The sequence below is a fragment of the Bradyrhizobium sp. USDA 376 genome, assembly GCF_054063675.1.
The window spans coordinates 2816833-2842153 of the sequence record NZ_JBSSGN010000001.1; the positions used below are offsets into that span (position 1 = coordinate 2816833).

Genomic DNA, 25321 nt, shown 5'->3' on the forward strand with positions numbered 1-25321 from the left:
ACTTTGGGCATTGGGAAGATCACATGAGCAGATGATGTCCGCCGGCGGCCGCGATCTCCAGCGCGCGCTTGGCGCTCTCCTGGCCCTTGATGTCGCGCAGGTCGAGCTTTGAGGCGGCGGCCTCGTGCACCTTGGGCGAGGGCCGCGACAGCACCTGCGTGCCCTTGAAATGGTTGGCGATCTGGATCAGCGATTGTGCGGCGATGATCTGGATATCAGGGCTCGCCCACGCCGCCTCGGAGCCGCAGGCCGCCGGGCAGATCAAGCCTTCCTCGCGCTGATTGGCGCCGATCGCGGCGGGGAGCGCACCGGCGACGGCTGCGATCGAGCCATCGAGGCCGAGCTCGCCGAGCACGGTAAAGCCGGTCAGCGCATCCGGCGGGATCGCGCCGATCGCCGCCATCAGCCCGAGCGCGATCGGCAGGTCGTAATGGCTGCCTTCCTTGGGCAGATCGGCGGGCGCCAGATTGACGATGATCCGCCGCGCCGGCAGCGCCAGCCCTGAGGCGATCAGCGCCGAGCGCACCCGCTCGCGCGCCTCCGACACCGCCTTGTCCGGCAGGCCGACGATGGCAAAGGCCGGCAGGCCCGGCGCGACCTGCACCTGCACGTCGACCGCGCGGGCCTCGATCCCCTCAAAGGCGACGGTAGAAACCCGTTGAACCATGCCCGAACCAGCCTGCCCTCTTGCACAATCAAGGGTAGCAGGAGGCGCGGCGCTCCGCAAGAACAATACAAGAACGATCCAGGGGCACCCGTCCAGTTCTAACAGGCCGTAAACGCAACGGAGACACTACGCCTCGAATGCGAACGGCTCTCCTCAGCACATTCCAACGAATGTCCGCTACTCCTAGGGCTGCGGGATGGGCCGTGGTCTAACGGGTGAACAGTTCAAATGCTTGCAAATCGCCGGAGAAGCGAACGTCGGGTGTGCAGCCGGCTCGCCAAGATTCATTTTGGGGCGGGCTCGCTGCCCAGGGACTGCACGATCACGGATATCTCGGACGGGGGCGTGAAAGTCGTGGCGGAATTTCTGGAAGTGCCGCCGCAATTCACCATTATCTTCGCGCCGGACTATTCCCGCCAATGCCGCCTGCGCTGGCGCATCGGCTGCGAATTCGGTGCCGAATTCGTCGACTGAACCTCGACAGGGGCGCGTCCTTAACGGGACTTTAGCGTTAATCGGTAAGCATCTCTGATCAGTTGCCGAGTGATCAGAGTATGTCCAAGCGTTCGTCCCTCGCCATCCCCCGGGCGAGATTGCTGCTTTCCACGCTCATCGTGCTTGCCCTCGGCGGCTGTCAGACGACGAGCCTCGAGGACGTCACCGGCGCGCTCGGTGGCAAGCCGGAACCAGCCAGCAAGGCCGACGCCAAGCCGGACATGGACGCATTGCGCGAGCGCTATCGCGCCAAGCCCAGCGATCCCGCAATTGCGATCGAATACGGCAAGGCGCTGCGCGACAGCGGCCAGCGCGCCCAGGCGGTCGCGGTGCTCGAGCAGGCCGTGCTCGCCCATCCCAGCAACAAGGCGCTGCTCGCCGGCTACGGCCGCGCGCTCGCCGACAACGGCAATTTCCAGCAGGCTTTCGACGTTCTGGGCCGCGCGCACTCGCCTCAGGATCCCGACTGGCGGATTCTGTCGGCGCAGGGCGCGGCGCTCGATCAGCTCGGCCGCAACGAGGAGGCGCAGCAATATTATGCGAGCGCCTTGAAGATCGTGCCTGACGAGCCGCAGGTTCTGTCGAATCTCGGCCTGTCCTACATGCTGCAGAACAACCTGCCGCGGGCCGAACAGGTGCTCGGCCGCGCCTATCAGCGCAATCAGAACGATGCGCGGATCCGTGCCAATCTCGCGCTCGTGCTGGGATTGCAGGGCCGCGAGGCCGAGGCCGAAATCCTCGTGAAGGCAGATTTGCCGCCGGACCAGGCCGCGGCCAAGGTCACGGCGCTGCGCCAGTTGCTGGCGAAGAAGCAGCAGCAGCGGGCCGAGAAGTAGCCCGCCGGTTTGTTACGACGCCTTGCGATGCGGGGCGGATCCGCGACCCGAGCGGCCCTTCAGCTTCTTCAGCAGCGGCGCGAGCAGCGAACGCTTCGGCTTCTTCACCTCACCGCGCCCGGCGAGGCGGTTGGCCATGGTCTGGAACAGCCCGGTGGTGCGGTGGTTCTTGGAGACCTCCGCGATCATCTGGCCGTTGTTGGCCGCGGTCGAGAACAGTTTCGAATCGAACGGGATCACCGCGATCGGCTGGCTCTCCATGGTCTTGGCGAACGCCTTGACGTCGATCTCCGCGCGCTTGTGCATGCCGACCTGGTTGATGCAGTACAGCGGCGGCCGGTCGTTCGGCCGCGCCGCCTTCAGCACGCTCAGCATGTTCTTGGTGTTGCGCAGGTTCGCCAGATCAGGCTCAGCCACGATCACGATGTCGTCGGCGTTGACCAGCGCGCGCTTGGTCCAGGCGGACCATTGATGGGGAACGTCGAGCACGATGCAGGGCGTGGTCATGCGCAGCGTGTCGAACACCGCGTCGAACGCTTCGGCGCCGAAATCATAGACGCGGTCGAGGGTGGCGGGCGCAGCGAGGAGGCTGAGGCGATCGGTACATTTGGCGAGCAGGCGTTCCATCAGCGCGGTGTCGGGGCGGTCCTGCGACAGCACCGCATTGGCGATGCCCTGTGCCGGGTCCTGGTTGTAATCGAGACCCGCGGTGCCGAAGGCGAGGTCGAGATCGATCACGACGGAATCGAGTGAAAGGTCGCGGGCGATGGTCCAGGCCACGTTGTGCGCGACGGTGGACGCGCCGACGCCGCCCTTGGCGCCGACCACCGCGATGACGCGGCCGGTGATGATGGCTTCGGACGCCGAGAACAGGCTGCAGATCGAGCGGACCACGTCGAGCGTTTCGACCGGGCCGACTACGTAATCGTTGACGCCGCGCCGCACCAGCTCGCGATAGGGCGCGGTGTCGTTGGGATTGCCGATCACGACCACGCGGGTGCCGGGATCGCAGACGCCGGCGAGATCGTCGAGACCTTCGAGGATGTCGCGCGTGCCGTCGGATTCGATCACGATCACGTTCGGCGTCGGCATCGATTCATAGACTTCGATCGCCGCGGCGAGGCCGCCTTCCTTGGCGGTGAGATGCGCCTTGGCGAGCCGTCGATCCTCGCCCGCCGCGGTCACCGCTTTGAGCGTCTGGTCGGTCTCGCAAAAGGCCTGCACGGAGATACGAGGAACCGGTGCAATGTGTTCCTCGGGGTGCCGCGGATCGTCCGCTTCTTCGTCGTTGAAGCCTGTCATTTGCCTGTATCGCTGAGTTTGGCCTTCTCGGCGTCGGGATTGGGGTTGGCGATCGGGGTGCCCTTGCGATAGCGGTCGAAGGCGACGTCACGCCGCGCGGTGTAAACCGGTGTCTCCGAACGCGGCTGCTCGAGGTCGGCAGGATTGTCGATCATCGCCGCGAGGTTGCGCTGACTGGCGCAGCCCAGATTGAAGTACGGCCGGTTCTCGTTGTAGCCGGGGTTGAGGATGGACGGCCCGACGTCCTCCGGCCACAGCCCGCAGGGACCGGCGACCGCGGCGATCCTGGAATAGCTCACGCGGATGGTGGGCAGCAGGCCGGGATCCTCGGGCCGATAGGGATGCTTAACGATGGCGCGCGACGGCACGCCGCCGGATGCCAGCACCGAACGGATTTCCTGATAGGTCGCCGCCGCAGCGCGCGAATTTGCGGTGTCGGTCGGCACGTCGACGACGACGGACCCGGTGCCTTCGCGCACCCAGTCCCGGGCGATGCCGGCGACGTCGGAGTGCTGCGCGTCCGAGAGGCCGCCGCGCGCCTTGCCGACGAAGATCACGATCGACTTCTTGCCTTCCTGCACCGCGATCGGGTGGCGCTGGCGGTAGTCGGTCGGCACTGTCTGGGTGACGATCTCGCCGGTGGTGTTGCAGGCGCCGAGCATGACGGAGAGCCCCGTCAGCGCCAGCGCGACGCTTAAGCCGTGACGTCGATCGGCTGTCGTCTTCGTCATCGCTTGATCCCCTCTTGCCCCGTGTCCTGCCCGTTCCCCAAGCCGTCCGGCCGTCTCAGTCGATGATGAAGCCGAAATCGCCGGGCGTGCCGTTGACCGGGTCGACGCGCCGCGCGATGCCATAGAGGCGGTTCATGCGGCCAAGCAGAGCGGTCTGCGCGTCCGAGGCCGGCGCGAAGCCGTCGTCCGGTCGCGACAATTCCTTCTGGGCGACCGCGCGCACCACATAGGGCGTCACGATCACCATCAGCTCGGTCTCGTTGTTGACGAAGTCCTGGCTGCGGAACAGCGCGCCGATGATCGGCACCTGGTCGACGCCGGGCAGGCCGTTGATGGCCTGCTTGGTCTGCTGCTGGATCAGGCCGGCCATCGCCATCGAGCCGCCCGAGGGAATTTCCAGCGTGGTCTCGGCGCGGCGGGTCTGGATCGAGGGGATGGTGATCGAGCTGGTCGTGCCCGAGGACACCGCCTGGGTCACGGAGATGGCGTTCTGATTCGACAGCTCTGAGACTTCGGTCATCACGCGCAGGCTGATACGTCCCTCGCTGAGCACGACCGGCGTGAAGTTCAGGGAGATGCCGAACTTCTTGTAGGTGATCTGGGTGGTACAGACGTGGGTGACCGGATCGCAGGAATAGCCCGCAGGGATCGGGAATTCGCCGCCGGCGATGAAGGTGGCGGACTCGCCGGAGATCGCCGTCAGGCTCGGCTCGGCCAGCGTCCGCATCACGCCGGCGCTTTCCATCGCGCGCATCGTGGCGTTGACGGTGGCCACGCCTTTTGCGAGTCCGGTAACGCCGAGCCCGTTGCTGCTGACGAGCGGGCCGCCGGAGACCGAGAACGGGTTGGAGTTGTTGAAATTCACGACGGCGGTGCCGGCGTTCAGGCTGGCGCTGAGATCGACGCCGAGCTGCTTGACGATGTCGCGGCGCACTTCGCCGACGACGACCTTGAGCATCACCTGGTCGCGGCCGCGCACGACGATGTTGTTGACGACCTTCTCGGAGCCGCCGACGAGCTTTGCGGCGACGTCGCCGGCCTGCTGGGCCTCGACCGGGCTCGACACCGAGCCGGTCAGCATCACGCTGTCGCCGACGCCTTCGATCTGCACGCCTGGCAGCGACTGGCGCAGCGCCGAACGCATGCCGTTGAGGTCGCGTTTCACTGCGATGTCGTAGGCGGCGACCTGCTGGCCGTCGGCGGTGAAGAACACGACGTTGGTCTGGCCGACCTGGCCGCCGATGATGTAGGCGCGCTGGGCCGAGCGGATCACCGCATTGGCGATCTTGGGATCGGCCACCAGCACGTCCTTGACCTCGCGCGGCAGGTCGATGACGACGGATTTGCCGACGCCAAGCGAGAGAAAACGCGTCTTCGCCGGCGCGATCGACCCGACCGTCGACACACCGAGATCCGGCACCTGCATCGGTGCCTGGTCGCCGACCGGCGCATCTGCAGCAGCACTGACCATGTCAGGAGCTGCAAGCAGCCCCAGCATCAGCATCGCCCCCGTCCAGAACGTGCTTGCGCGATTCCCCCGAATGCGCAGGCCCGTCCGATCATCCCCGTAGTTCATGCTATCCCCATCACTTCTGTGACGTCAGTTGCCGCACCTGCACCCCGTAACGGATCACGTTGACCCCGCCGGAACGCTTGGCCGCCTGGTCCTCGACCGTGAGCTCGGTTGCGTTGGCATCGACGATGCTGCGCAGCGCGAGCTGAAGCGTGCCGCCCTGGCGCGCGGCCGACAGCGTCGCGACCTGATCGGGCTTGAGCTCGAGCGTGACGGTCTTGCCGATCACGGCGGTCTGGCCGTCCTTTTCCTTCGGCGCCTGGTCGATCGCGAGCACGCGGATATTGGAAAGAATGACCTCGGACACGATGAGGTCGTTGCCGGCGGTTGCGCCGTTGGCGTCAGGATTCTTCAGGCGGCGCGTCAGCACGACGTCGACGCGGTCGTTCGGCAGGATGAAGCCGCCGGCGCCGGTCTCGGCTGAAATCTCGGTGGAGACGGCCCGCATGCCCGAGGGCAGGATCGCGGCCATGAAGCCGGAGCCTTCGGCCCGCACCAGCTTCTGCTCGCGGATCGGCTCGCCCTGCATCAACGGGACGCGTGCGATCGCGCCGGCGATCTGGGTCTGCGCGTCGGGCCTGGCGTCACGGCGGATGAAGGCGCTGCTCGCGGTCGCGGCCGGCCAGGACTGCCATTGCAGGTCGTCGGGCTTTACGGCCTGGCCGAGCTGGATGTCGTTCTTCGCGATCAGAACCTCGACCGTCGGCAGCTTCTCGGCGACGGGGAGGACGGGCGCGGGTGCATTCTGATAGCCGCTCGCCAGATACGCAGCGACGCCGCCGGCGCCCAGCGCGATGACGAGAACGACAATGCGTGCGGTGTTCATACGCTTTTACTCTTACGCGCGGTACTCGAACCGCACCTGGCGGGTTCCCCTGCGTCGATGAGTAGGGAGTAAAAGTATAAGGGTTGTTGCGAGGCCGAATGCGCCGGCCGGTCCCGATGCTGGTTTTCGGCAGATGGTGAACGCAGCGTTATTCAGTCGGCCAGCGGCCCCGTAGATTCACGCATGCCGGATCGCGCGTTCGGATGAGGCGAGGGGCGTCATGGTGAACGGGTGGTTAGTGGCGCGTGTGTTGGGAGCCGCGGCCACATCACCGGTGTCGTCCTGGCGAAGGCCAGGACCCATAACCACCAGCGTGAATTGTTACAGAAGGTATCTGTCCCGACCTTCGCCAAACCAGCAGTTGGGGTAATGGGTCCTGGCTTTCGCCAGGACGACGTTGGGGAGACAGTCGTCCCTACTTCTTCCGCTTCTGCTCGATCGCGTCCCAGATCTTCGCCGCCACATCGGGGCCGCCGAGCCGTGAGATGGCGCGGATGCCGGTCGGCGAGGTCACGTTGATCTCGGTGAGGTTGCCGTTGATGACGTCGATGCCGACGAACAGCAGGCCCTTCTCGCGCAGTGCCGGGCCGACGGTGGCGCAGATCTCGCGCTCGCGCGGGGTGAGCTCGGTCTCCTGCGCCGCGCCGCCGCGCACCATGTTGGAGCGGAGGTCGTCGGCGGCCGGCACGCGGTTCACCGCGCCGGCGAACTCGCCGTTGACGAGGATGATGCGCTTGTCGCCGTGCTTCACCTCGGGGATGAACTGCTGGATCACCCAGGGCTCCCTGAACGTCACCGAGAACATGTCGAACAGCGAGCCGAAATTCATGTCCTGCGGCATCACGCGGAACACCGCCGCGCCGCCATGGCCGTGCAGCGGCTTCATCACGACGGCGCCGTGCCTGTCGCGGAACGCGTTGATCTCGTCGAGATCGCGCGAGATCAGCGTCGGCGGCATCAGCTGCGGAAAGTTCATCACGAACAGTTTTTCCGGCGCGTTGCGCACCGAGGCGGGGTCGTTGACCACCAGCGTCTTCGGATGGATGCGCTCCAGGAAGTGCGTCGAGGTGATGTAGGCGAGATCGAACGGCGGGTCCTGGCGCAGCAGCACCACGTCGAAGCCGTTGAGCGCCTCGCGCTTGGGCTCACCGAGGGTGAAATGGTCGCCGGGCTCGTCGCGCACGGTCAGGAGCTGCACCGGCGCGACGATCTCATCGCCGACCATCGAGAGCTTGTCGGGCGTGTAGTAGGACAGGCCATGGCCGCGCTTCTGCGCCTCCAGCAGCAGCGCGAAGGTGGAATCGCCCTTGATGTTGATGCGGGCGATGGGGTCCATCTGGACGGCGACGTTGAGTTTCATGGTCTGCCTTTCAGGTCGAGGCGTCGAATGCCGCCAACACATGGCGCGGAAGTGAGCGCGGCGCAATCAGCATGGCGTCGAATCGCAATTCGAATTCGGCATGCTCGGGATGCGCCACGAGCCAGCCTTGGGCGGCGTCGATGATGCGCTGCTGCTGACGCAGCGTCACGGCATAGGCCGCATCGTCCAGGCTCGCGCGCGCCTTGACCTCGATGAAGGCGATCAGGTTGCGGCGGCGCGCCACGAGGTCGATCTCGCCGTGCGGCGTGCGGTAGCGTTTTGCCAGGATGCGGTATCCCTTGGCTATGAGATAGGCGGCGGCGCGGCTTTCCGCGGAGATGCCGGTGCGGAACGCGGCGACGCGCTCGGGCGAGGCGACTTTCGGTTCCGCACCCTCAGTCTTCGCCATTGCCGCCCCGCAGGTCCTTTGCGAGCTCGAGCGCGCGGGCATAGACCTCGCGGCGCGGCCGGCCCGACAGCGCGACTGCGTGCGCAACGGCGTCCTTGACGCTGTGGGCTGCGAGCTGCTCGCGCAGGAGATCGTCCAGCGCATCCGATGTCAGCACCTCGGCGTCGGCCGCAGGTGGAGCGATCACCAGCACGAATTCGCCGCGCGTCTCCAGCGTATCGGCCTCGCGCGCCAGCTCTTGCAGCGTTGCGCGCGAGATCTCCTCATGTAGTTTTGTCAATTCGCGGCAGATCGCGGCCTCGCGCGCGCCCATGATCTCGGCGAGCTCGGCGAGCGTATCCTGGACGCGATTGCCGGATTCGAACATCACCAGCGTCGCGTCGATGCGGGCGATCTCAGTCAGGCGCGAGCGCCGCGCGGCAGATTTCGCCGGCAAAAAGCCCTCGAAGAAGAAGCGGTCGGTCGGCAGCGCCGCGACAGACAGTGCGGCCAGCACCGAGGAGGGGCCGGGCAGCGCATACACCGCGTGGCCGGCGGCGCACACCTCGCGCACCAGCTTGAAGCCGGGATCGGAGATCAGCGGCGTGCCGGCATCCGACACCAGCGCCACAGAGCCGCCTTGCGCCAGCGCCTCCAGGATCTTCGGACGCGCGGCTTCGGCGTTGTGCTCGTGATATTGTTTGAGCTGCGCCGAGATGTCGTAGCGCTCGGTCAGGCGCCGCGTGATGCGGGTGTCCTCGCAGGCGATGACGTCGACGCCGGCAAGCGTCTGCAGCGCGCGCAAGGTGATATCGCCGAGATTGCCGATGGGGGTCGCGACCAGATGCAGGCCCGCCGCGGCCTTCGGGGCTGGGAGCCGATGGGCGTCGATGGAGAAGCCGCGCGGGGCGGCGTCTGGGCCTTCAGGCGTATTTATCGGGGCCGGCTTTGCGCGCATAATGAAGTCAACTTAGGCACGATCCGCAGGGCTGGGAACTGCTCTTCGAAAAGATCGTGCCGAGGTGAGGGGCGAGGAACGGACGGGAAAGTGATCGATCCAGGATCACGTCGGGAGGGAGTGAGGGCCCTCGTGCCATATTCGCGACGGAAACGCCGCCTTGATGCTACGCGACGAACGGCGAACAGCTGGCCAGGACGGGAAGGCAGCCGCGTTAAGCTGTCATTATCCTTTTGTTTTGGTTAACTATTTGTCGACAATATGCCTGAATCCGCGGCTTGTGTCGCGGCAAAGAATGTTGTGACCGGCTGGCGAGAGCCGGTTGGAAGAGAAGTTGTCATGCTGGGCCCGCGTCATCCAAAATCTCCCTATCCGGGGCCCCTGTCATCGGGTGCGACCCGGCGGAGCGCGCTCGGCCTGTTGCTCGGCACGCCCCTGTTGTCGGCCTGCGCCGGCGTGCAGCAGAGCCTCAGCCAGTTCTCCAATCCGTTCTCGAGCTCCTCCACGCCGCCGGCCCAGCCGGCCGGCCCGCCGCAACAGGCGACGACCGCCGGCAGCGGCGGGGTCAAGGTCGCCGTGATCCTGCCGCTCTCGGCGGCCGGCAACGCCGGGCTCGCCGCGCAGTCGATGCGCAATGCCGCCGAGATGGCGCTGGCCGAGTTCCAGAACCCGAACATCCAGCTGCTGATCAAGGACGACAATGGCAGCCCGCAGGGCGCGCAAGCCGGCGCGCAGCAGGCTGTCGAGGAGGGTGCCGAGATCATCCTCGGGCCGCTGTTCGCGCAATCGGTGCCGGCAGTGGCGCAGGTCGCGCGCACCCGCAACGTCCCGGTGATCGCGTTCTCGACCGACTCCAGCATCGCCGGCCGTGGCGTCTACCTGCTCTCGTTCCTGCCGGAGTCCGACGTCAACCGCATCGTCGAATATTCGGCCAGCATCGGAAAGCGCTCGTTCGCCGTGCTGGTGCCCGACAACGCCTATGGCAATGTCGTCGAGGCTGCGGTGAAGGCGGCGGTGCCGCGGCGTGGCGGCCGCATCGTCGCGTTCGAGAAATACGGCGCCGATCGCGCCACGCCGGCCCGCACCGTGGCGCAGCAGCTCGGCAGTGCGGACGCGCTGTTTATTGCAGACGACGGCGATGCGGTGGTGACGGTCGCGGATGCGATGACCGCGGCGGGTGCGAATTTGCGCAACATCCAGCTGCTCGGCACCGGCCTGTGGGACAATCCACGCGTCTATGCAAGCTCCGCACTGCAGGGCGGCCTCTATGCCGCGCCGGATCCGGCCGGCTTCCGCGCCTTCTCGGGCCGCTATCGCACCAAGTACGGCGCGGAGCCGATCCGCACCGCGACGCTCGCCTATGATGCGGTCGCCCTCGTCGCCGCGCTGGCGCGCACGCAAGGCGGCCAGCGCTTCTCCTCCGATGTGCTCACCAATCCTTCCGGCTTCGCAGGCATCGACGGCCTGTTCCGCTTCCGCCCCGACGGTACCAATGAGCGCGGCCTTGCGGTGATGAAGGTGACGACCGGCGGCGGCGTTGCGGTGGCGGGCTCGCCGAAGAGTTTTGGGGCGTAGTTGTTTCTCCGCCGTCGTCCTGGCGAAAGCCAGGACCCATACCGCGTGATCTATCGAGTGATTACGGTTGCGAGTACCGGCAAAGAATAATTGGGAGTCTTCGCCAAACTCCTCCCTGGGGTAATGGGTCCTGGCTTTCGCCAGGACGACGATGGGGAGAGAGCTCAGGCCGCCAGATCCGCGACCACCGCATCCAGCACCGGGAATCCGCTGCTCGTCACGCGCAGACGTCCCGTCGGATCGACCGTGATCGCGCCTTCTTCGCGCAGCAGCGCGATGCGGCCGGGGTCGAGCGGGCGGCCGGAGAGGGCGGTGTAGCGCTCGGGGTCGATGCCTTCGGCCAGACGCAGTCCCATCAGCAGGAATTCATCGGCGCGCTCCTCGCTGTTGAGGAGATCGTCGGTGACGACGCCGTGGCCGTTGGTCTCGACGCGCAGCAGCCAGGCCTCGGGGCGCTTCTCGGTGGCGGTGGCATGACGCACGCCGTCGATGTCGAGGCGGCCATGCGCACCGGGGCCGATGCCGGCATATTCGTCGCCGCGCCAATAGACCAGATTGTGCCGGCACTCGGCGCCGCGTCGCGCGTGGTTGGAAATCTCGTAGGCGGGTAGCCCAAGCTTGTCGCAGGTCTCCTGCGTGACGTCGTAGAGCGCGCGCGCGACCGCTTCGTCCGGCGTCTTCAATTTGCCGGCCTGGTGCAGGCCGAAGAACGGCGTGCCTTCCTCGATCGTCAATTGATAGAGCGACAGATGTTCGGCGGCTTCATCGATCGCGTGCCGCAGTTCATCGGCCCACATCGCCGGCGTCTGGTCGGGGCGGGCGTAGATCAGATCGAACGAATAGCGGTCGAACGAGCGGCGCGCGATGGCGACGGCATCGAGCGCTTCGCGCGCGCTGTGCATCCGTCCCAGCGCTTTCAGCGACGCATCATCAAGCGCCTGCACGCCGAGCGAGACGCGGTTGACGCCGGCTGAGCGATAGCCGGCAAAGCGCGTGGCCTCGACGCTGGTCGGGTTCGCTTCCAACGTCACCTCGACGTCGCCTGCGACAGTCCAGTGCTTGCCGATGGCGTCGAGCACGGCGCCGACGGTTGAAGGTTGCATCAGCGACGGCGTGCCGCCGCCGAGGAAGATCGAGGTCACTTCACGTCCGGGTGCGCGCTCGGCGGTCGTTGCGATCTCGCGCGCGAACGCGGAGGCAAAGCGTGCCTCGTCGATCGCGGCGTGGCGGACATGGCTGTTGAAGTCGCAATAGGGGCACTTCGACAGGCAGAACGGCCAGTGCACGTAGACGCCAAAGGCTTCAGATTCTTGTTTTGACGCGTTTTCCTTGCGCGAACCGGTATCCACTTCGCTCGAAAACGCTCTAGCGCGGCTCAAGGCAGATCTCCGCCAGTTTCACGAAGGCGCGGGCGCGGTGCGACAGGCCAAGGCCGAGCGGCGGCAGGCCATGCTTCTCGATGCTTTCCATCTCGCCGAAGGTGCGGCTGTGGCCATCGGGCAGGAACATCGGGTCGTAGCCGAAGCCGGCGGTGCCGCGCGGCGGCCAGACCAGCGTGCCGTCGACGCGCGCCTCGACCTCTTCGAGATGATCGTCGGGCCAGGCCACGCAGAGCGCGGAGACGAAATGCGCGGTGCGCTTTGCAGGTGTGGCCGCACCGCGTTCCTGCAACAGCCGCTCGATCTGGGCCATCGCCGCGTTGAAATCCTTCGCTGGACCGGCCCAGCGCGCGCTGTAAATACCCGGCGCGCCGTCGAGCGCGTCGACGACGATACCGGAATCGTCGGCGAAGGACGGAAGCTTCGTCGCCTTCGCCGCCGCGATCGCCTTGATCGCGGCATTGCTGCGGAAGTCGTTGCCGGTTTCCTCGGGCTCGTCCAGGCCGAGCGCACCTGCCGACACCGCCTCGATCCCGTACGGCGCGAGCAGTTCCTTCATCTCGGCGAGCTTGCCGGGATTGTGGGTGGCGATGACGAGCTGTCCGGTGATTCGGCGGTGCATGGGCCTATTGACTACGCCACAGCCAGTTTCTGCAAGTCCACGAGACGCGCGACGCCCTTGCGCGCCAGCGCCATCAGCGCCAGGAACTCGGTTTCCGTGAACGGCTCGCGTTCCGCGGTGCCCTGCACCTCGATGATGCGACCATCGCCGGTCATGACGAAATTGGCGTCGGTCTCGGCCTCTGAGTCCTCGGCATAGTCGAGATCGAGCACCGGCGTGCCGTTGTAAATGCCGCAGGAGATCGCGGCGACGTTGTCGCGCAGCACGTTGGCCTTGATCATGTTGCGCGCCTTCATCCAGTTGATGCAATCGGCGAGCGCGACCCAGGCGCCGGTGATCGAGGCCGTGCGGGTGCCGCCGTCGGCCTGGAGCACGTCGCAATCGACCGTGATCTGGCGCTCGCCGAGGGCTTCGAGATCGACGATGGTGCGCAAGGAGCGGCCGATCAGGCGCTGGATCTCGACGGTGCGGCCGCTCTGCTTGCCGGCGGAGGCCTCGCGGCGGGTGCGTTCGGAGGTCGCGCGCGGCAGCATGCCGTATTCGGCGGTGACCCAGCCGCGGCCCTGGCCCTTGAGCCATGGCGGCAGGCGGTCTTCCAGCGTGGCGGTGACCAGCACGTGGGTGTCGCCGAACTTCACCAGGCACGAGCCTTCCGCATATTTGACCACGCCGCGCTCCAGCGTCACGGGGCGCAATTCGTCGGGCGCACGGCGGCTTGGCCGCATGGAAAATCCTCCAAAACTCACGGGAATAGGCTGTTCGCGGTGCTTGTAGGTGGGGTGAGGGTGAGCAGCAAGGCTTTTTCACCCCCGGTTTTCCACCCCGCAAACGCCACGCTTGTCAGAACCGTCCCGGATGGACAAATTATCAGTATCTGAGAGGAGTTACCGTCTGTGGCCCATCACGATCCGATCCATCTGATCGCGCCGCGCGCAGGCCTCGCCCAGCTCAACGAGCGTTCCCGCGACATCTTTCGTCAAATTGTCGAAAGCTATCTCGCGACCGGTGAGCCGGTCGGCTCGCGCAACATTTCCCGCCTGATCGCCATGCCGCTGTCGCCGGCCTCGGTCCGCAACGTCATGGCCGATCTGGAACAGCTCGGCCTGATCTATGCCCCGCACACCTCGGCGGGCCGGCTGCCGACGGAACTCGGCCTGCGCTTCTTCGTCGACGCCCTGATGCAGGTCGGCGATCTCAACGAGGCCGAACGGCAGTCGATTCAGGGCCAGCTTGCCACGGTCGGCCAGGCCCAGTCGGTCGAGGCGGCGCTGGACCAGGCGCTGACGCGGCTGTCCGGCCTGACCCGCGCCGCGGCGGTGGTTTTGACGCCGAAATCCAATGCGCGGCTCAAGCACATCGAATTCGTCCGCCTGGAACCGGAAAAAGCGCTGGTGATCCTGGTCGGCGAGGACGGCCAGGTCGAAAACCGCGTGCTGTCGCTGCCGCCGGGAGTTCCATCGTCCGCAATCACCGAAGCCGGCAATTTCCTCAATGCCCGGATTCGCGGCCGGACCCTGGCCGAGGCGCGGCTTGAGCTCGAAACCGCGCTCGGGGAGGCCCGAGCGGAGCTCGATCAGCTGACCCAGAAGGTGATTTCCGCCGGCATCGCCAGCTGGTCCGGCGGCGAAAACGATGACCGCCAGCTCATCGTCCGCGGCCACGCCAACCTGCTGGAGGATCTGCACGCGCTGGAGGATCTGGAGCGGGTGCGCCTGTTGTTCGACGACCTCGAGACCAAGCGCGGCGTGATCGACCTTTTGGGGCGCGCCGAAACCGCCGAGGGCGTGCGGATCTTCATCGGCTCCGAGAACAAGCTGTTCTCGCTGTCGGGGTCCTCCACCATCATCTCGCCCTATCGGGATGCCGCCGGCCACATCGTCGGCGTTCTCGGCGTGATCGGGCCGACACGGCTGAATTATGCCCGCGTGATCCCGACCGTGGACTATGCCGCCCGTATCGTCAGCCGCCTGCTGGGGGGCTGACCGGCATTTGCGCCGATCACGGGCGCTTGATTTTCGTGAGCTTAGGCACGATATCCGGGCCAACAATCCCTGGAAACGAGTTCGAGATTAGAGCCGATGACCGATCAAGACCGGCAACCCGAAGACACGACTGCAGCGACCGGCGAGCCCGTGGTGTCAAAACCCTACATCATGCCCGACGATCCCGAGCCCGGCTCGGTCGAAATGTTGCAGAAGGAAGCCGCCGAGGCGCGCGACCGCATGCTGCGGACGCTGGCCGAGATGGAGAATCTGCGCAAGCGCACCACCAAGGAGGTCGCTGACGCCCGCCTCTACGGCATCACCGGCTTTGCCCGCGACGTGCTCGACATCGCCGACAATCTCCAGCGTGCGCTCGATGCCGTTCCGGCCGAAGCGCGTGCCGCGGCCGATCCCGGCCTGATCTCGCTGATCGAGGGCGTCGAGCTCACCGAGCGCGCGCTGCTCAATGCGCTGGAAAAGCACGGCGTGAAGAAGCTCGATCCGCTGGGCCAGAAGTTCGACCCGAACTTCCACCAGGCGATGTACGAAGTGCCTGATGCGTCGGTGCCGTCGGGCACCGTGGTGCAGATCATGCAGGCCGGCTACACCATCGGCGACCGCGTGCTGCGTCCGGCCCTGGTTGGTGTCGCCAAGGGCGGCGCGAAGGCCGCGCCCGCGGCGAACAACAACAACGAGCAGAGCGGCGCGGCAAACTGAGTCTCAGACCCTCATGGTGAGGAGCCGCGCCCTTGCGCGGCGTCTCGAACCATGCAGGCCCGGCTCTGGCAGCTCGGCCTTCATCCTTCGAGACGCGCGCGAAGAAGCGCGCTCCTCAGGATGAGGGTCTTGCAGTGTTGCGCGCTGCTTACGCGCTCACCGCGATATCGCTCGACTGAATCCGCTTCACGCCGGCCTTGGCCATGTCGGCCCAGGCCTTTGCCAGCGAGCCCTGGGTGTCGATGCCGCGGCAGGCGTCTTCCACCACATAGACTTCGAAGCCTGCCTTGCGTGCGTCGAGCGCGGTCCAGGCGACGCAGAAATCTGTCGCCAGGCCAGCGACGAAGACGCGCTTGATCTTGCGGCCCTTCAGATAGCCGGCGAGCCCGGTCGAGGTCTTGCCGTCGGCTTCGAGGAAGGCTGAGTAGCTGTCGACGTCCTTGTGAAAACCCTTGCGGATGATGAGCTCGGCGTGCGGGATCGACAGGTCCTTCGACAGCGCCGCGCCATCGGTGCCCTGCACGCAATGATCCGGCCACAGCACCTGCTTGCCGTAAGGCAGGTCGATGGTCTCGAACGGCTTCTTGCCGGCGTGGACCGACGCAAACGAAACGTGGCCGGGCGTGTGCCAGTCCTGCGTCATCACCACGTTCGCAAACGCCTTCGCCATCTTGTTGATGACCGGCACCACCTGCTCGCCTTCCTTCACCGCGAGACTGCCGCCGGGCAGGAAGCAGTTCTGCACGTCGATCACGAGCAGCACGGATGCATCGTCCGGCTTGATCGATGCCGCCGCAAGCAGCGTGGTTGGCGCCAGCGTCGCGAGCGCCGTCGTCCCAAGCATTGCCAAGACCTGTCGCCGATCCAGCATCGTTCGTCTCCCCTCCAGGATGATCCAACCGGGGAAGCCTAGTTCCGTTCGTATACGAACAGAAGCCCGAAAATGCAGCCGGTATTGGCGAGGGGTTGGGCTCTCGCGGCGTGCTCGGTGCACCTCTCCCGCCTGCGGGAGAGGTCGCTGCGCTCGCAGAGCGCGGCGGGTGAGGGCTTTCTCCTCTTGGGGGTTCTCGCTTGCGGAGAGACCCTCTCCCCAACCCTCCCCCGCAAGCGGGGGAGGGAGCGCATCTCGTGCGTGGATGCGCTTACCCCTTCGGCTGGATCCCGTCGCGCACGGCGCGGAAGCGGGTGAAGGCGGCTTGCCACTGGTCGCGCGGGGCGCTGGCGATGATGCGCAGCGAGGCGCCGCCGCTCGAGAAGCGGATCCACTGCACCACGGTCACCGGCGTCTTGTCCTTGCCGCTGACGCCGTCGATCCGGGTCTCAAAACCCTGCTGGCCGTTGATGCGGATCGGCTCCGACATGGTGACGCGGGATTCGCGCACGCCGGGGATCTGGAGCGCGGCCTCCTGGGCGAAGCGGGCGCGATCGTCGGCCTGCTGCGGGGTGGCGCCGATCAGGCCCAGGATCATGAACGGCTTCGACTCATAGCCTGCGCTCTCGTTGCCGTCGGCCAGGATGATGCTGGAGCCCGGCGCCAGCGTGCGGATGTCCTTGAAGTCGGCGAGATCGGTGATCTTGAACGGCATCAGCGCGATCTGCTCTTCGGCCGAGACCTGCTTGCGGGTCGTGGCGCTCGCAAACATCTGGCGCACCGCCTCGTCGGTGTAGATCTTGGTCGCGTTCTCCGGGATCTGCACCGCGACATAGCCGGAGAAGCCGGCGCCGGGCACGATCATCGAATAGCGCTTCACCGGGGTATCGCCGGCCTTGCCGCTCTCGGTGGTGAAATAGGCAAGCCCCGCGGGGGTCTCGATCTTGTCCTGCTTGACCCCGCCGGCTCCGGCCGGATTGGAATTGAAGGCGCTCACGACCTCGCCATAGGCCGCCGGCGGCAGCTCGGTGATCAGCACCTTGACGCTGCCGTCCTCGCTCTCGAAGCCCGGAAAGGTTTTTGCCGTGCTGAGGCCGACCAGAGGCGCCATGCCGAGGCGCAGGCCGGGCGGGAAGACGGCGTCGGCAGCCAGGGCCGGGAGCGCGGAGGCAACGAGGACGGCGAGCGCGGCGAGGGGGTGGATCAGCTTCATGGGCACTCTGATTGGTTCACATTGAGGCCGTTCGATGGTCGCCCACCGGGCCGCATTGTCGCGCGACGCAGCCTTGGCACGGCTGTCGGCCGGCCCGCTTTTAGCGGGTTTGGCCCTGCCGCAACAGGGTGTGGCGGATCACGGCGGCGGGGGTGGCGGATCGCCGGACCTGTTAATATTTCCTCACCCGCAAGGGCGGTTGAGCCCGGATATGAGCTCCCAAAACCCAATGTTTTCACGGCCGAAACGTTGCTTCGGTCCTTGCGGCCCCCTCCCCCCCTCCTATATGAGCCTCAATCATCGCAATATCGCGGATGTTTGATCTTAGGGGGTTTCGGTTCGGGTGCCTTCTGGGCCCAGCCAACCTGCTGCAAAAAGAAGGATATCAGGACCATGGGAAAGGTCATTGGGATCGACCTCGGCACCACGAACTCGTGCGTCGCCGTGATGGATGGCAAAAACGCCAAAGTCATCGAGAATTCCGAAGGCATGCGCACGACGCCTTCGATCGTCGCCGTGACGGACGACGGTGAGCGCCTCGTCGGCCAGCCAGCCAAGCGCCAGGCCGTTACCAATCCCGAGCGTACGTTCTTCGCAGTGAAGCGCCTCATTGGCCGCCGCTACGACGACCCGATGGTCGAGAAGGACAAGAAGCTCGTTCCGTACAAGATCGTGAAGGCTTCCAACGGCGATGCCTGGGTCGAGGCCGACGGCCAGACCTACTCGCCCTCGCAGGTCTCGGCGTTCATCCTGCAGAAGATGAAGGAGACCGCGGAAGCCCATCTCGGCCAGAAGGTCGACCAGGCCGTCATCACCGTTCCCGCCTACTTCAACGACGCCCAGCGCCAGGCCACCAAGGACGCCGGCAAGATCGCGGGCCTTGAAGTGCTGCGCATCATCAACGAGCCGACCGCGGCCGCGCTCGCCTATGGCCTCGACAAGACCAAGGCCGGCACGATCGCCGTGTACGACCTCGGCGGCGGCACCTTCGATATCTCCATTCTCGAAATCGGCGACGGCGTGTTCGAGGTGAAGTCGACCAACGGCGACACCTTCCTCGGCGGCGAGGATTTCGACATGCGCCTCGTGGGTTATCTGGCCGACGAGTTCCAGAAGGAGCAGGGCATCAACCTGCGCAACGACAAGCTCGCCTTGCAGCGCCTGAAGGAAGCCGCTGAAAAGGCCAAGATCGAGCTGTCGTCGACGACGCAGACCGAGATCAACCTGCCCTTCATCACCGCGGACCAGACCGGCCCGAAGCATCTGACGATGAAGCTCACCCGCGCCAAGTTCGAGGCGCTGGTCGACGACCTCATCCAGAAAACCGTCGAGCCCTGCCGCAAGGCGCTGAAGGACGCCGGCGTCACCGCCGGTGAGATCGGCGAAGTGGTGCTGGTCGGCGGCATGTCGCGCATGCCGAAGGTCCAGGAAGTCGTGAAGCAGCTGTTCGGCAAGGAGCCGCACAAGGGCGTCAACCCGGACGAAGTCGTGGCGATCGGCGCCGCGATCCAGGCCGGCGTGCTCCAGGGCGACGTCAAGGACGTGCTGCTGCTCGACGTGACCCCGCTGTCGCTGGGCATCGAGACGCTGGGCGGCGTGTTCACCCGCATCATCGACCGCAACACCACGATCCCGACCAAGAAGAGCCAGGTGTTCTCGACGGCTGAAGACAATCAGAATGCCGTCACCATCCGCGTCTTCCAGGGCGAGCGTGAAATGGCGGCCGACAACAAGATGCTCGGCCAGTTCGACCTGATGGGCATTCCGCCGGCTCCGCGCGGCATGCCGCAGATCGAGGTGACCTTCGACATCGACGCCAACGGCATCGTCAACGTGTCGGCCAAGGACAAGGCGACCGGCAAGGAGCAGCAGATCCGCATCCAGGCCTCGGGCGGCCTGTCGGAAGCCGACATCGAGAAGATGGTCAAGGACGCCGAGGCCAATGCCGAGGCGGACAAGAAGCGCCGCGAGGCCGTGACCGCCAAGAACGAGGCCGATGGCCTGGTGCATTCGACCGAGAAGGCGCTGGCCGAGCACGGTTCGAAGGTGGCCGAGACCGAGCGCCGCGCCATCGAGGATGCCGTCAGCGATCTCAAGGAAGCGCTGAAGGGCGACGATGCCGAGGCGATCAAGGCCAAGACCCAGACGCTGGCGCAGGCTTCGATGAAGCTCGGTGAGGCCATGTACAAGCAGCAGGCCGAGGCCGACGCCAAGAAGGACGCGGCCAAGGACGACGTCGTCGATGCGGAGTTCACCGAAGTCGACGACGACAAGAACAACAAGAAGTCCGCCTGAACCCCAAGAGGGTAATGATGCGGACGACTTGGACCCCACACGCGCTACCGGCCTCCTCCCTCACGGGGGAGGCCGTCGTGTCGGGCTCGTCGGGCGAGGCGCCCGTTACGATCAATCAATTCCCAGCCATTATTCTCAACGCCGCCGTGCCGCCCTCTGCCGCAAGGCGCAAGGCTGCCTATATGGTCGCGTGGCGACGTTGTTTCGCTCCGACTTGACTCGCGATTGGATAGACCGAGCCCGCCATGTCCACCAAGCGCTGCTATTACGAAACCCTTGAAGTCGAGCGCACTGCCGACGATTCCGTCCTGAAATCGTCCTTTCGCAAGCTGGCGATGAAGTTCCACCCCGACCGCAATCCCGGGGACGACACCAGCGAAGTCAAGTTCAAGGAAATCAACGAGGCCTACGAGGTCCTGAAAGACAAGGACAAGCGCGCCGCCTATGACCGTTTCGGCCATGCCGCCTTCGAGCAGGGCGGCGGCGGTGGCGCCGGCTTCGGCGCGGGCTTCGCCTCCTCCTTCTCCGACATTTTCGAAGACCTGTTCGGTATGGCCGGACAGCGCGGCCGCGGCGGTCGCGAGCGCGGCGCCGATCTGCGCTATAACATGGAAATCACGCTCGAGGAAGCCTTCGGCGGCAAGACCGCGCAGATCGAGATCCCGGTCTCGGTCACCTGCGAGGCCTGCTCGGGCATCGGCGCCAAGGCCGGTACCAAGCCGAAGACCTGCTCGGCCTGCGGCGGCGCCGGCCGCGTGCGGCAGTCACAGGGCTTCTTCACGCTCGAACGCACCTGCCCGGGCTGCCAGGGCCGCGGCCAGATGATCGAGGACGCCTGCCCGTCCTGCTCGGGCCAGGGCCGCGTCACCCGCGAGCGCACGCTGTCGGTCAACATTCCCCAGGGCGTCGAGGACGGCACGCGGATCAGGCTCGCCGGCGAAGGCGAGGCCGGTGTGCGCGGTGGTCCGCCCGGCGACCTCTACATCTTCCTGTCGCTGGCCCACCACCAGTTCTTCCAGCGCGACGGCGCCGACCTGCATTGCCGGGTGCCGATCTCGATGGTGACGGCCGCCCTCGGCGGCGAATTCGAGGTGCCGACCATCGACAAGGCCAAGGCCAAGGTGAAGGTGCCGGCCGGGACCCAGTCCAACCGTCGGTTCCGCATTGCATCAAAAGGCATGCCGGTGCTGCGCTCGCGCCAGACCGGCGACATGTATGTTCAGGTCGTGGTCGAGACCCCGCAGAACCTCACCAAGAAGCAGCAGGAATTGCTGGCCGAGTTCGAAAAGCTCTCCTCCGGCAACACCCAGCCGGAATCCGAGGGTTTCTTCGCCAAGGTCAAGGACTTCTTCGGTAATCGGGCGAGTTGACCCGGCTTGACCGTATCGCCCGCGGCCTATACCTGTTTATGACCATTTTCTGACACGCCGCGGTCCTGCGGTCCCGTCCGGTCCAGACATGCCATTGCCATCGTCCGCGCGTGCGTTGAAGAAGCCCCGTCTCGACGACGAGGTGCGCTTTCTCAGATCGTGGATCGAAAAGCCCCTCCACATGGGCGCGGTGATGCCGTCGGGCAAGCTCCTGGCCCGGACCATGGCCCACTATGTCGACGTCGATTCCGACGCACCGGTGGTCGAGCTCGGGCCCGGCACCGGCGCCATCACCTCGGCGCTGATCGAGCGTGGCGTCGACCAGAAGCGTCTCGTTCTCGTCGAATACAATCCCGGCTTCTGCGCGCTGCTGCGCGATCGCTACCCGCAGGCCAAGGTCGTGCAGGGCGATGCCTATCGGCTGCGTGACACGCTCTGGAACGTGCTGAGCGCGCCGGCCAGCGCCGTCGTCTCGGGCCTGCCGCTGGTCACAAAACCGATGCTGACGCGGCTGCGGCTCATTCGCGATGCCTTTACGGCGCTGGCGCCCGGCGCGCCCTTCATCCAGTTCACCTATGCGGTGGTCCCGCCGATCCCGAAATCGCTCCCCGGCGTGTCCACAGAGGCCTCGGAACGGATCTGGATGAACCTTCCGCCGGCCCGCGTCTGGGTGTATCGCAAGGACTAATTCCGCCGGCGTTGTTCTTTGCGCGGCGGGCTCATTTCGCCGAACGCATGGAAGCGGATGTCCGCACCCAAAATCCTGGTCATTCCCGGCTCGCTGCGCACCGGCTCGCACAATGCGAAGCTGGCGGCGGTCATAGCCTATGAATTCGCGCGGGCCGGCGTCGACGTCACCCGCATCTCGCTCGCCGATTTCCCGCTGCCGATCTATGACGGCGATCTCCAGGCCAAGTCCGGCGTGCCCAAGAACGCGATCAACCTGAAGCGCATGATCGGCGCGCATCACGGCGTGCTGATCGTCTCGCCCGAATACAACGCCTCGGTGCCGCCGCTGCTCAAGAACGCGATCGACTGGGTCAGCCTCGTCCACGAACTGCACGAGGCGCGCGGCGAAGTGTTCCGCAATCGCACCTTTGCGCTCGCGGGCGCTTCGCAGAGCCGGTTAGGTGCCGCCCGCGCGCTCCAGGCATTGCGCCTGATCCTGACCTCCTGCCACGCCAATGTGATTGCCAGCCAGCTCACGCTCGCCTTTGCCAACGATGCCTATGACGATATGGACAGGCTGAAGAACGAGCGCGATATCGCCGCGTTGAAGGAGCTGGTAGCGCAGTTGATCGACGTTTCCCAACGCATGATGTGAGGTGACATGACGCCAGCCGAAATCGACCCGAAAGACCGCCTGATCGTTGCGCTCGATCTGCCGAGCGTTGATGCCGCGGAGGCGATGATCGCAAGGCTCGGCGACAGCGTCTCGTTCTACAAGATCGGCTATCAGCTCGCCTATGCCGGCGGCCTGCCGCTGATCCGCAAGCTCGCCGACAAGGGCAAGAAGGTCTTTGCCGATCTCAAGATGCACGACATCGGCAACACGGTGACGCGTGGTGTGGAGAGCGTGGCCAGGCTGGGCGCGACCTTCGTCACCGTGCACGCCTATCCGCAGACCATGAAGGCGGCCGTCGAAGGACGCGGTGGGTCGGGCCTGAAGATCCTCGCTGTCACGGTGCTGACGTCCTACAACGACGATGATCTACACGCCGCCGGCTATCGGCTCAGCGTCTCCGAGCTGGTCGAGGCGCGCGCGCAGCAGGCGCAGGTGCTGGGTGTCGATGGCCTCGTGTCCTCGCCGGAGGAGGTCGGTGCTCTGCGCAAGATCGTCGGCCATCAGATGAACCTCGTCACCCCCGGTATCCGTCCGGCGGGTTCGGCCAGCGGCGACCAGAAGCGCATCATGACGCCGGGCCGCGCGATCACCGCGGGCGCCGATTATCTCGTCGTCGGACGGCCGGTCGTGGAAGCCGCTGACCCGAAGGCCGTCGCGGACGCCATCCAGACCGAGATCGCGCAGGCGCTCGGCTAACCACCAACAAGGGAGAAGAACAATGGCAAAAGGCTACTGGATCGGACGCGTCGACGTGAACAATGACGAGGGCTACAAGCCCTACGTCGTCGCCAACGGTTCGATCTTCAAGAAATGGGGCGGTCGCTTCGTCATCCGCGGCGGCAAGTTCACCACCGTCGAGGGCGCCAGCCGCACCCGCAACGTCGTGATCGAATTCCCAGACTACCAGACCGCGATCGCCTGCTACAACTCGCCGGAATACCAGGCCAACATCAAGGTGCGCCAGCCGCACTCGATCGCCGATCTCATCATCATCGAGGGCTATGACGGCCCGCAGCCGCAGGACGGCTGAGACGCGATCTCAGGCCTGCATGGTTCGAGACACCCGCTTGCGCGGGCTCCTCACCATGAGGGTCTGACATCTCGCCGCGAAACGCGCCCTCATCCTGAGGGCCCGCCGTAGGCGGGCGTCTCGAAGGATGGCCGCAGGCGACCCTGCCCGATCTCCCTCGGTTGCCGGAACTGCATCCCCCCGCTACAACGGCTCCGAAGAGGATCACACCATGTCCGACATGCGCTTGATTGTTGCAGGAGCCGGCGGCCGGATGGGCCGCGCGCTGGTGCGGGCGATTGCCGAGAGCAAAGGCGCGGTGCTGGCGGGCGCGCTGGAGGCGCCGGGCTCCGACCTGCTCGGCAAGGATGCCGGCGTGCTCGCAGGCCTGCCAGCCAATGGCATCAAGCTTTCCGCCGATCTCTGGGCGATGTCGAAGGATGCCGACGGCATCCTCGATTTCACCGTGCCGGCCGCGACCATCGCCAATGTCGCGATCGCCGCCGAGCGCGGCCTCGTTCATGTCATCGGCACCACCGGGCTCTCCGGCTCCGACAATGCCGTGATCAAGAGCGTCACCAATCGCGCGGTCGTGGTGCAATCCGGCAATATGAGCCTGGGCGTCAATCTGCTCGCCGCCGTGGTCAAGCGCGTCGCCAAGGCGCTCGACCAGACCTTTGACATCGAGATCGTCGAAACCCATCACCGCATGAAGGTCGATGCGCCCTCGGGAACTGCGCTGATGCTGGGTCAGGCGGCGGCCAGCGGGCGCGGCGTTACGCTCGATGAACATTCCGAGCGTGGCCGCGACGGCATCACCGGCGCGCGCCGGCCGGGCAATATCGGTTTCGCCTCCTTGCGCGGCGGCACCGTCGCCGGCGACCACAGCGTGACCTTCCTCGGCCCGTTCGAGCGCCTGACGCTCTCGCACCAGGCCGAGGATCGCATGCTGTTCGCGCACGGCGCGCTCAAGGCGGCGCTGTGGGCGCATGGCAAGGCGCCGGGGCACTACTCCATGGCCGACGTGCTCGGCCTCGCCGATTTCTGATCGAACCCAACGGAAAGCAGTTGATGAGTGAACGTCTCCTCGTGCTCGTGCGCCACGGCCAGAGCGAATGGAATCTGAAGAACCTGTTCACGGGCTGGAAGGACCCTGATCTCACCGAGCTCGGCGTGAAGGAAGCCAAGGAAGCCGGCCGCAAGCTGAAGGCGCAGGGACTCGTGTTCGACGTCGCCTACACCTCGGTGCTGACGCGCGCGCAGCACACGCTCGACCTCATCCTCGGCGAGCTCGGCCAGGAGGGCCTGCCGACCTCGAAGGACCTCGCGTTGAACGAGCGCGACTATGGCGATCTCTCCGGCCTCAACAAGGACGACGCCCGCAAGAAATGGGGCGAGGAGCAAGTGCATGTCTGGCGCCGTTCCTACGACGTGCCGCCGCCCGGCGGCGAAAGCCTGAAGGACACGCTCGCGCGCGCACTGCCGTACTACGTGCAGGAGATCCTGCCCGGCGTGCTCAACGGCAAGCGCACGCTGGTCGCCGCCCACGGCAATTCGCTGCGCGCGCTGATCATGGTGCTGGAGAAGCTGTCACCGGAAGGTATTCTGAAGCGCGAGCTCGCCACCGGCGTGCCGATCATCTACCGGCTGAATGCGGATTCGACCGTGGCCTCGAAGTTGGATCTGGCGGGTTAGGTCTTCATCGCACGCGCGGTGCCGTAGGGTGGGCAAAGCGAAGCGTGCCCACGCTCCGTTAGCGATTGAGAAAGATGGTGGGCACGGCGCTTTGCGCCTTTGCCCACCCTAC

25 protein-coding genes and 1 pseudogene are annotated in these 25321 nt (G+C 65.9%); 13 read left to right on the top strand and 13 right to left on the bottom strand.

Annotation, left to right across the window (positions count from 1 at the left end; all coding sequences use genetic code 11):
* Positions 1–22: 22 nt before the first annotated feature.
* A pseudogene (locus tag ACVJ19_RS13265) lies at positions 23–667 on the bottom strand (magnesium chelatase domain-containing protein); the annotation flags it as partial.
* A gap of 228 nt (positions 668–895) precedes the next feature.
* On the opposite strand from ACVJ19_RS13265, the gene ACVJ19_RS13270 reads away from it, so the two are divergent.
* Positions 896–1141: a PilZ domain-containing protein gene (locus tag ACVJ19_RS13270; protein WP_018644993.1), complete on the top strand. Its 246-nt coding sequence runs from the start codon at positions 896–898 to the stop codon at positions 1139–1141.
* A gap of 80 nt (positions 1142–1221) precedes the next feature.
* Entirely contained in the window at positions 1222–1998 is a 777-nt protein-coding gene (locus ACVJ19_RS13275; RefSeq protein WP_453948753.1) for a tetratricopeptide repeat protein, read from the top strand.
* A 12-nt stretch (positions 1999–2010) separates the two neighbouring features.
* Here ACVJ19_RS13275 and ACVJ19_RS13280 read toward each other — a convergent pair whose 3' ends face one another.
* From ACVJ19_RS13280 to rsmI, 7 genes are all read right to left on the bottom strand, one after another.
* On the bottom strand, positions 2011–3300 hold the full coding sequence (locus ACVJ19_RS13280) for an AAA family ATPase (protein WP_453948752.1): 1290 nt from the start codon (positions 3298–3300) through the stop codon (positions 2011–2013).
* The gene (locus tag ACVJ19_RS13285; RefSeq protein WP_453948751.1) at positions 3297–4031 is read right to left on the bottom strand and encodes a CpaD family pilus assembly protein; all 735 of its coding nucleotides are present in this window, start codon (positions 4029–4031) and stop codon (positions 3297–3299) included. Before ACVJ19_RS13285 ends, ACVJ19_RS13280 begins: the two co-directional genes overlap by 4 nt.
* A gap of 55 nt (positions 4032–4086) precedes the next feature.
* Positions 4087–5607 (bottom strand): type II and III secretion system protein family protein, encoded by a 1521-nt coding sequence (locus ACVJ19_RS13290; RefSeq protein WP_456739387.1) that lies wholly within the window; start codon positions 5605–5607, stop codon positions 4087–4089.
* A 10-nt stretch (positions 5608–5617) separates the two neighbouring features.
* Positions 5618–6430 (bottom strand): Flp pilus assembly protein CpaB, encoded by an 813-nt coding sequence (cpaB, locus tag ACVJ19_RS13295; RefSeq protein WP_453948750.1) that lies wholly within the window; start codon positions 6428–6430, stop codon positions 5618–5620.
* Positions 6431–6845: 415 nt separating this feature from the next.
* Entirely contained in the window at positions 6846–7790 is a 945-nt protein-coding gene (gene gshB, locus ACVJ19_RS13300; protein WP_453948749.1) for a glutathione synthase, read from the bottom strand.
* 10 nt (positions 7791–7800) lie between these two features.
* Positions 7801–8199 (bottom strand): YraN family protein, encoded by a 399-nt coding sequence (locus tag ACVJ19_RS13305; RefSeq protein WP_453948748.1) that lies wholly within the window; start codon positions 8197–8199, stop codon positions 7801–7803.
* Positions 8186–9136: a 16S rRNA (cytidine(1402)-2'-O)-methyltransferase gene (gene rsmI / locus ACVJ19_RS13310; RefSeq protein ID WP_453948747.1), complete on the bottom strand. Its 951-nt coding sequence runs from the start codon at positions 9134–9136 to the stop codon at positions 8186–8188. Before rsmI ends, ACVJ19_RS13305 begins: the two co-directional genes overlap by 14 nt.
* 339 nt (positions 9137–9475) lie before the next feature.
* Between rsmI and ACVJ19_RS13315 the strand changes: the two genes are divergently transcribed.
* On the top strand, positions 9476–10711 hold the full coding sequence (locus tag ACVJ19_RS13315) for a penicillin-binding protein activator (protein WP_453948746.1): 1236 nt from the start codon (positions 9476–9478) through the stop codon (positions 10709–10711).
* Between the two features lie 164 nt (positions 10712–10875).
* On the opposite strand, the gene hemW is transcribed toward ACVJ19_RS13315, so the two are convergent.
* From hemW to rph, 3 genes are read right to left on the bottom strand one after another with little or no spacing between them, the layout of a single operon-like run.
* Positions 10876–12060 (bottom strand): radical SAM family heme chaperone HemW, encoded by a 1185-nt coding sequence (hemW, locus tag ACVJ19_RS13320; RefSeq protein ID WP_453955097.1) that lies wholly within the window; start codon positions 12058–12060, stop codon positions 10876–10878.
* A 16-nt stretch (positions 12061–12076) separates the two neighbouring features.
* Positions 12077–12712 carry an RdgB/HAM1 family non-canonical purine NTP pyrophosphatase gene (rdgB, locus tag ACVJ19_RS13325; RefSeq protein ID WP_453948745.1) on the bottom strand — a complete coding sequence of 212 codons (636 nt, stop codon included), beginning with the start codon at positions 12710–12712 and terminating at the stop codon, positions 12077–12079.
* A gap of 11 nt (positions 12713–12723) precedes the next feature.
* Positions 12724–13437: a ribonuclease PH gene (rph, locus tag ACVJ19_RS13330; protein WP_439372379.1), complete on the bottom strand. Its 714-nt coding sequence runs from the start codon at positions 13435–13437 to the stop codon at positions 12724–12726.
* A 168-nt stretch (positions 13438–13605) separates the two neighbouring features.
* Here rph and hrcA point away from each other — a divergent pair, with 168 nt between their 5' ends.
* Together hrcA and grpE are read left to right on the top strand one after the other, a co-directional pair.
* Positions 13606–14694 (top strand): heat-inducible transcriptional repressor HrcA, encoded by a 1089-nt coding sequence (gene hrcA / locus ACVJ19_RS13335; protein WP_453948744.1) that lies wholly within the window; start codon positions 13606–13608, stop codon positions 14692–14694.
* Between the two features lie 96 nt (positions 14695–14790).
* A complete protein-coding gene (gene grpE / locus ACVJ19_RS13340) occupies positions 14791–15411 on the top strand; it encodes a nucleotide exchange factor GrpE (RefSeq protein WP_453948743.1) in 621 nt (206 codons plus the stop codon).
* A gap of 148 nt (positions 15412–15559) precedes the next feature.
* Here grpE and pncA read toward each other — a convergent pair whose 3' ends face one another.
* Both pncA and ACVJ19_RS13350 read right to left on the bottom strand, forming a co-directional pair.
* A complete protein-coding gene (pncA, locus tag ACVJ19_RS13345; protein WP_453948742.1) occupies positions 15560–16282 on the bottom strand; it encodes a bifunctional nicotinamidase/pyrazinamidase in 723 nt (240 codons plus the stop codon).
* 271 nt (positions 16283–16553) lie between these two features.
* Positions 16554–17495 (bottom strand): hypothetical protein, encoded by a 942-nt coding sequence (locus tag ACVJ19_RS13350; RefSeq protein WP_453948741.1) that lies wholly within the window; start codon positions 17493–17495, stop codon positions 16554–16556.
* Between the two features lie 393 nt (positions 17496–17888).
* Between ACVJ19_RS13350 and dnaK the strand changes: the two genes are divergently transcribed.
* The 8 genes from dnaK (at position 17889) to ACVJ19_RS13390 (ending at position 25209) form a co-directional block, all read left to right on the top strand.
* Positions 17889–19790 (top strand): molecular chaperone DnaK, encoded by a 1902-nt coding sequence (gene dnaK, locus ACVJ19_RS13355; RefSeq protein ID WP_018645013.1) that lies wholly within the window; start codon positions 17889–17891, stop codon positions 19788–19790.
* 245 nt (positions 19791–20035) lie between these two features.
* Positions 20036–21160: a molecular chaperone DnaJ gene (dnaJ, locus tag ACVJ19_RS13360; protein ID WP_453948740.1), complete on the top strand. Its 1125-nt coding sequence runs from the start codon at positions 20036–20038 to the stop codon at positions 21158–21160.
* An 88-nt stretch (positions 21161–21248) separates the two neighbouring features.
* Positions 21249–21848 carry a class I SAM-dependent methyltransferase gene (locus ACVJ19_RS13365; RefSeq protein WP_061023588.1) on the top strand — a complete coding sequence of 200 codons (600 nt, stop codon included), beginning with the start codon at positions 21249–21251 and terminating at the stop codon, positions 21846–21848.
* 57 nt (positions 21849–21905) lie between these two features.
* Positions 21906–22484 carry an NADPH-dependent FMN reductase gene (locus ACVJ19_RS13370; protein ID WP_453948739.1) on the top strand — a complete coding sequence of 193 codons (579 nt, stop codon included), beginning with the start codon at positions 21906–21908 and terminating at the stop codon, positions 22482–22484.
* A gap of 6 nt (positions 22485–22490) precedes the next feature.
* On the top strand, positions 22491–23201 hold the full coding sequence (gene pyrF / locus ACVJ19_RS13375; protein ID WP_453948738.1) for an orotidine-5'-phosphate decarboxylase: 711 nt from the start codon (positions 22491–22493) through the stop codon (positions 23199–23201).
* Positions 23202–23223: 22 nt separating this feature from the next.
* Positions 23224–23535: a DUF1330 domain-containing protein gene (locus tag ACVJ19_RS13380; RefSeq protein WP_453948737.1), complete on the top strand. Its 312-nt coding sequence runs from the start codon at positions 23224–23226 to the stop codon at positions 23533–23535.
* 211 nt (positions 23536–23746) lie between these two features.
* Positions 23747–24562: a 4-hydroxy-tetrahydrodipicolinate reductase gene (gene dapB / locus ACVJ19_RS13385; protein ID WP_453948736.1), complete on the top strand. Its 816-nt coding sequence runs from the start codon at positions 23747–23749 to the stop codon at positions 24560–24562.
* 23 nt (positions 24563–24585) lie between these two features.
* Positions 24586–25209: a 2,3-bisphosphoglycerate-dependent phosphoglycerate mutase gene (locus ACVJ19_RS13390; RefSeq protein ID WP_271510315.1), complete on the top strand. Its 624-nt coding sequence runs from the start codon at positions 24586–24588 to the stop codon at positions 25207–25209.
* The last annotated feature ends 112 nt before the right edge of the window (positions 25210–25321 follow it).

Excerpts from the sequence above, each read along its gene's own strand:
- rsmI (WP_453948747.1), bottom strand. The coding sequence starts at position 9,136 with ATGCGCGCAAAGCCGGCCCCGATAAATACGCCTGAAGGCCCAGACGCC.
- cpaB (WP_453948750.1), bottom strand. The coding sequence starts at position 6,430 with ATGAACACCGCACGCATTGTCGTTCTCGTCATCGCGCTGGGCGCCGGC.
- pncA (WP_453948742.1), bottom strand. The coding sequence starts at position 16,282 with ATGCTGGATCGGCGACAGGTCTTGGCAATGCTTGGGACGACGGCGCTC.
- ACVJ19_RS13280 (WP_453948752.1), bottom strand. The coding sequence starts at position 3,300 with ATGACAGGCTTCAACGACGAAGAAGCGGACGATCCGCGGCACCCCGAG.
- rph (WP_439372379.1), bottom strand. The coding sequence starts at position 13,437 with ATGCGGCCAAGCCGCCGTGCGCCCGACGAATTGCGCCCCGTGACGCTG.
- ACVJ19_RS13290 (WP_456739387.1), bottom strand. The coding sequence starts at position 5,607 with ATGAACTACGGGGATGATCGGACGGGCCTGCGCATTCGGGGGAATCGC.
- ACVJ19_RS13365 (WP_061023588.1), top strand. The coding sequence starts at position 21,249 with ATGCCATTGCCATCGTCCGCGCGTGCGTTGAAGAAGCCCCGTCTCGAC.
- ACVJ19_RS13270 (WP_018644993.1), top strand. The coding sequence starts at position 896 with ATGCTTGCAAATCGCCGGAGAAGCGAACGTCGGGTGTGCAGCCGGCTC.
- ACVJ19_RS13350 (WP_453948741.1), bottom strand. The coding sequence starts at position 17,495 with ATGAAGCTGATCCACCCCCTCGCCGCGCTCGCCGTCCTCGTTGCCTCC.
- ACVJ19_RS13370 (WP_453948739.1), top strand. The coding sequence starts at position 21,906 with ATGTCCGCACCCAAAATCCTGGTCATTCCCGGCTCGCTGCGCACCGGC.
- ACVJ19_RS13285 (WP_453948751.1), bottom strand. The coding sequence starts at position 4,031 with ATGACGAAGACGACAGCCGATCGACGTCACGGCTTAAGCGTCGCGCTG.
- dnaK (WP_018645013.1), top strand. The coding sequence starts at position 17,889 with ATGGGAAAGGTCATTGGGATCGACCTCGGCACCACGAACTCGTGCGTC.
- gshB (WP_453948749.1), bottom strand. The coding sequence starts at position 7,790 with ATGAAACTCAACGTCGCCGTCCAGATGGACCCCATCGCCCGCATCAAC.
- ACVJ19_RS13380 (WP_453948737.1), top strand. The coding sequence starts at position 23,224 with ATGGCAAAAGGCTACTGGATCGGACGCGTCGACGTGAACAATGACGAG.
- rdgB (WP_453948745.1), bottom strand. The coding sequence starts at position 12,712 with ATGCACCGCCGAATCACCGGACAGCTCGTCATCGCCACCCACAATCCC.
- grpE (WP_453948743.1), top strand. The coding sequence starts at position 14,791 with ATGACCGATCAAGACCGGCAACCCGAAGACACGACTGCAGCGACCGGC.
- dnaJ (WP_453948740.1), top strand. The coding sequence starts at position 20,036 with ATGTCCACCAAGCGCTGCTATTACGAAACCCTTGAAGTCGAGCGCACT.
- ACVJ19_RS13390 (WP_271510315.1), top strand. The coding sequence starts at position 24,586 with ATGAGTGAACGTCTCCTCGTGCTCGTGCGCCACGGCCAGAGCGAATGG.
- ACVJ19_RS13305 (WP_453948748.1), bottom strand. The coding sequence starts at position 8,199 with ATGGCGAAGACTGAGGGTGCGGAACCGAAAGTCGCCTCGCCCGAGCGC.
- pyrF (WP_453948738.1), top strand. The coding sequence starts at position 22,491 with ATGACGCCAGCCGAAATCGACCCGAAAGACCGCCTGATCGTTGCGCTC.
- dapB (WP_453948736.1), top strand. The coding sequence starts at position 23,747 with ATGTCCGACATGCGCTTGATTGTTGCAGGAGCCGGCGGCCGGATGGGC.
- ACVJ19_RS13275 (WP_453948753.1), top strand. The coding sequence starts at position 1,222 with ATGTCCAAGCGTTCGTCCCTCGCCATCCCCCGGGCGAGATTGCTGCTT.
- ACVJ19_RS13315 (WP_453948746.1), top strand. The coding sequence starts at position 9,476 with ATGCTGGGCCCGCGTCATCCAAAATCTCCCTATCCGGGGCCCCTGTCA.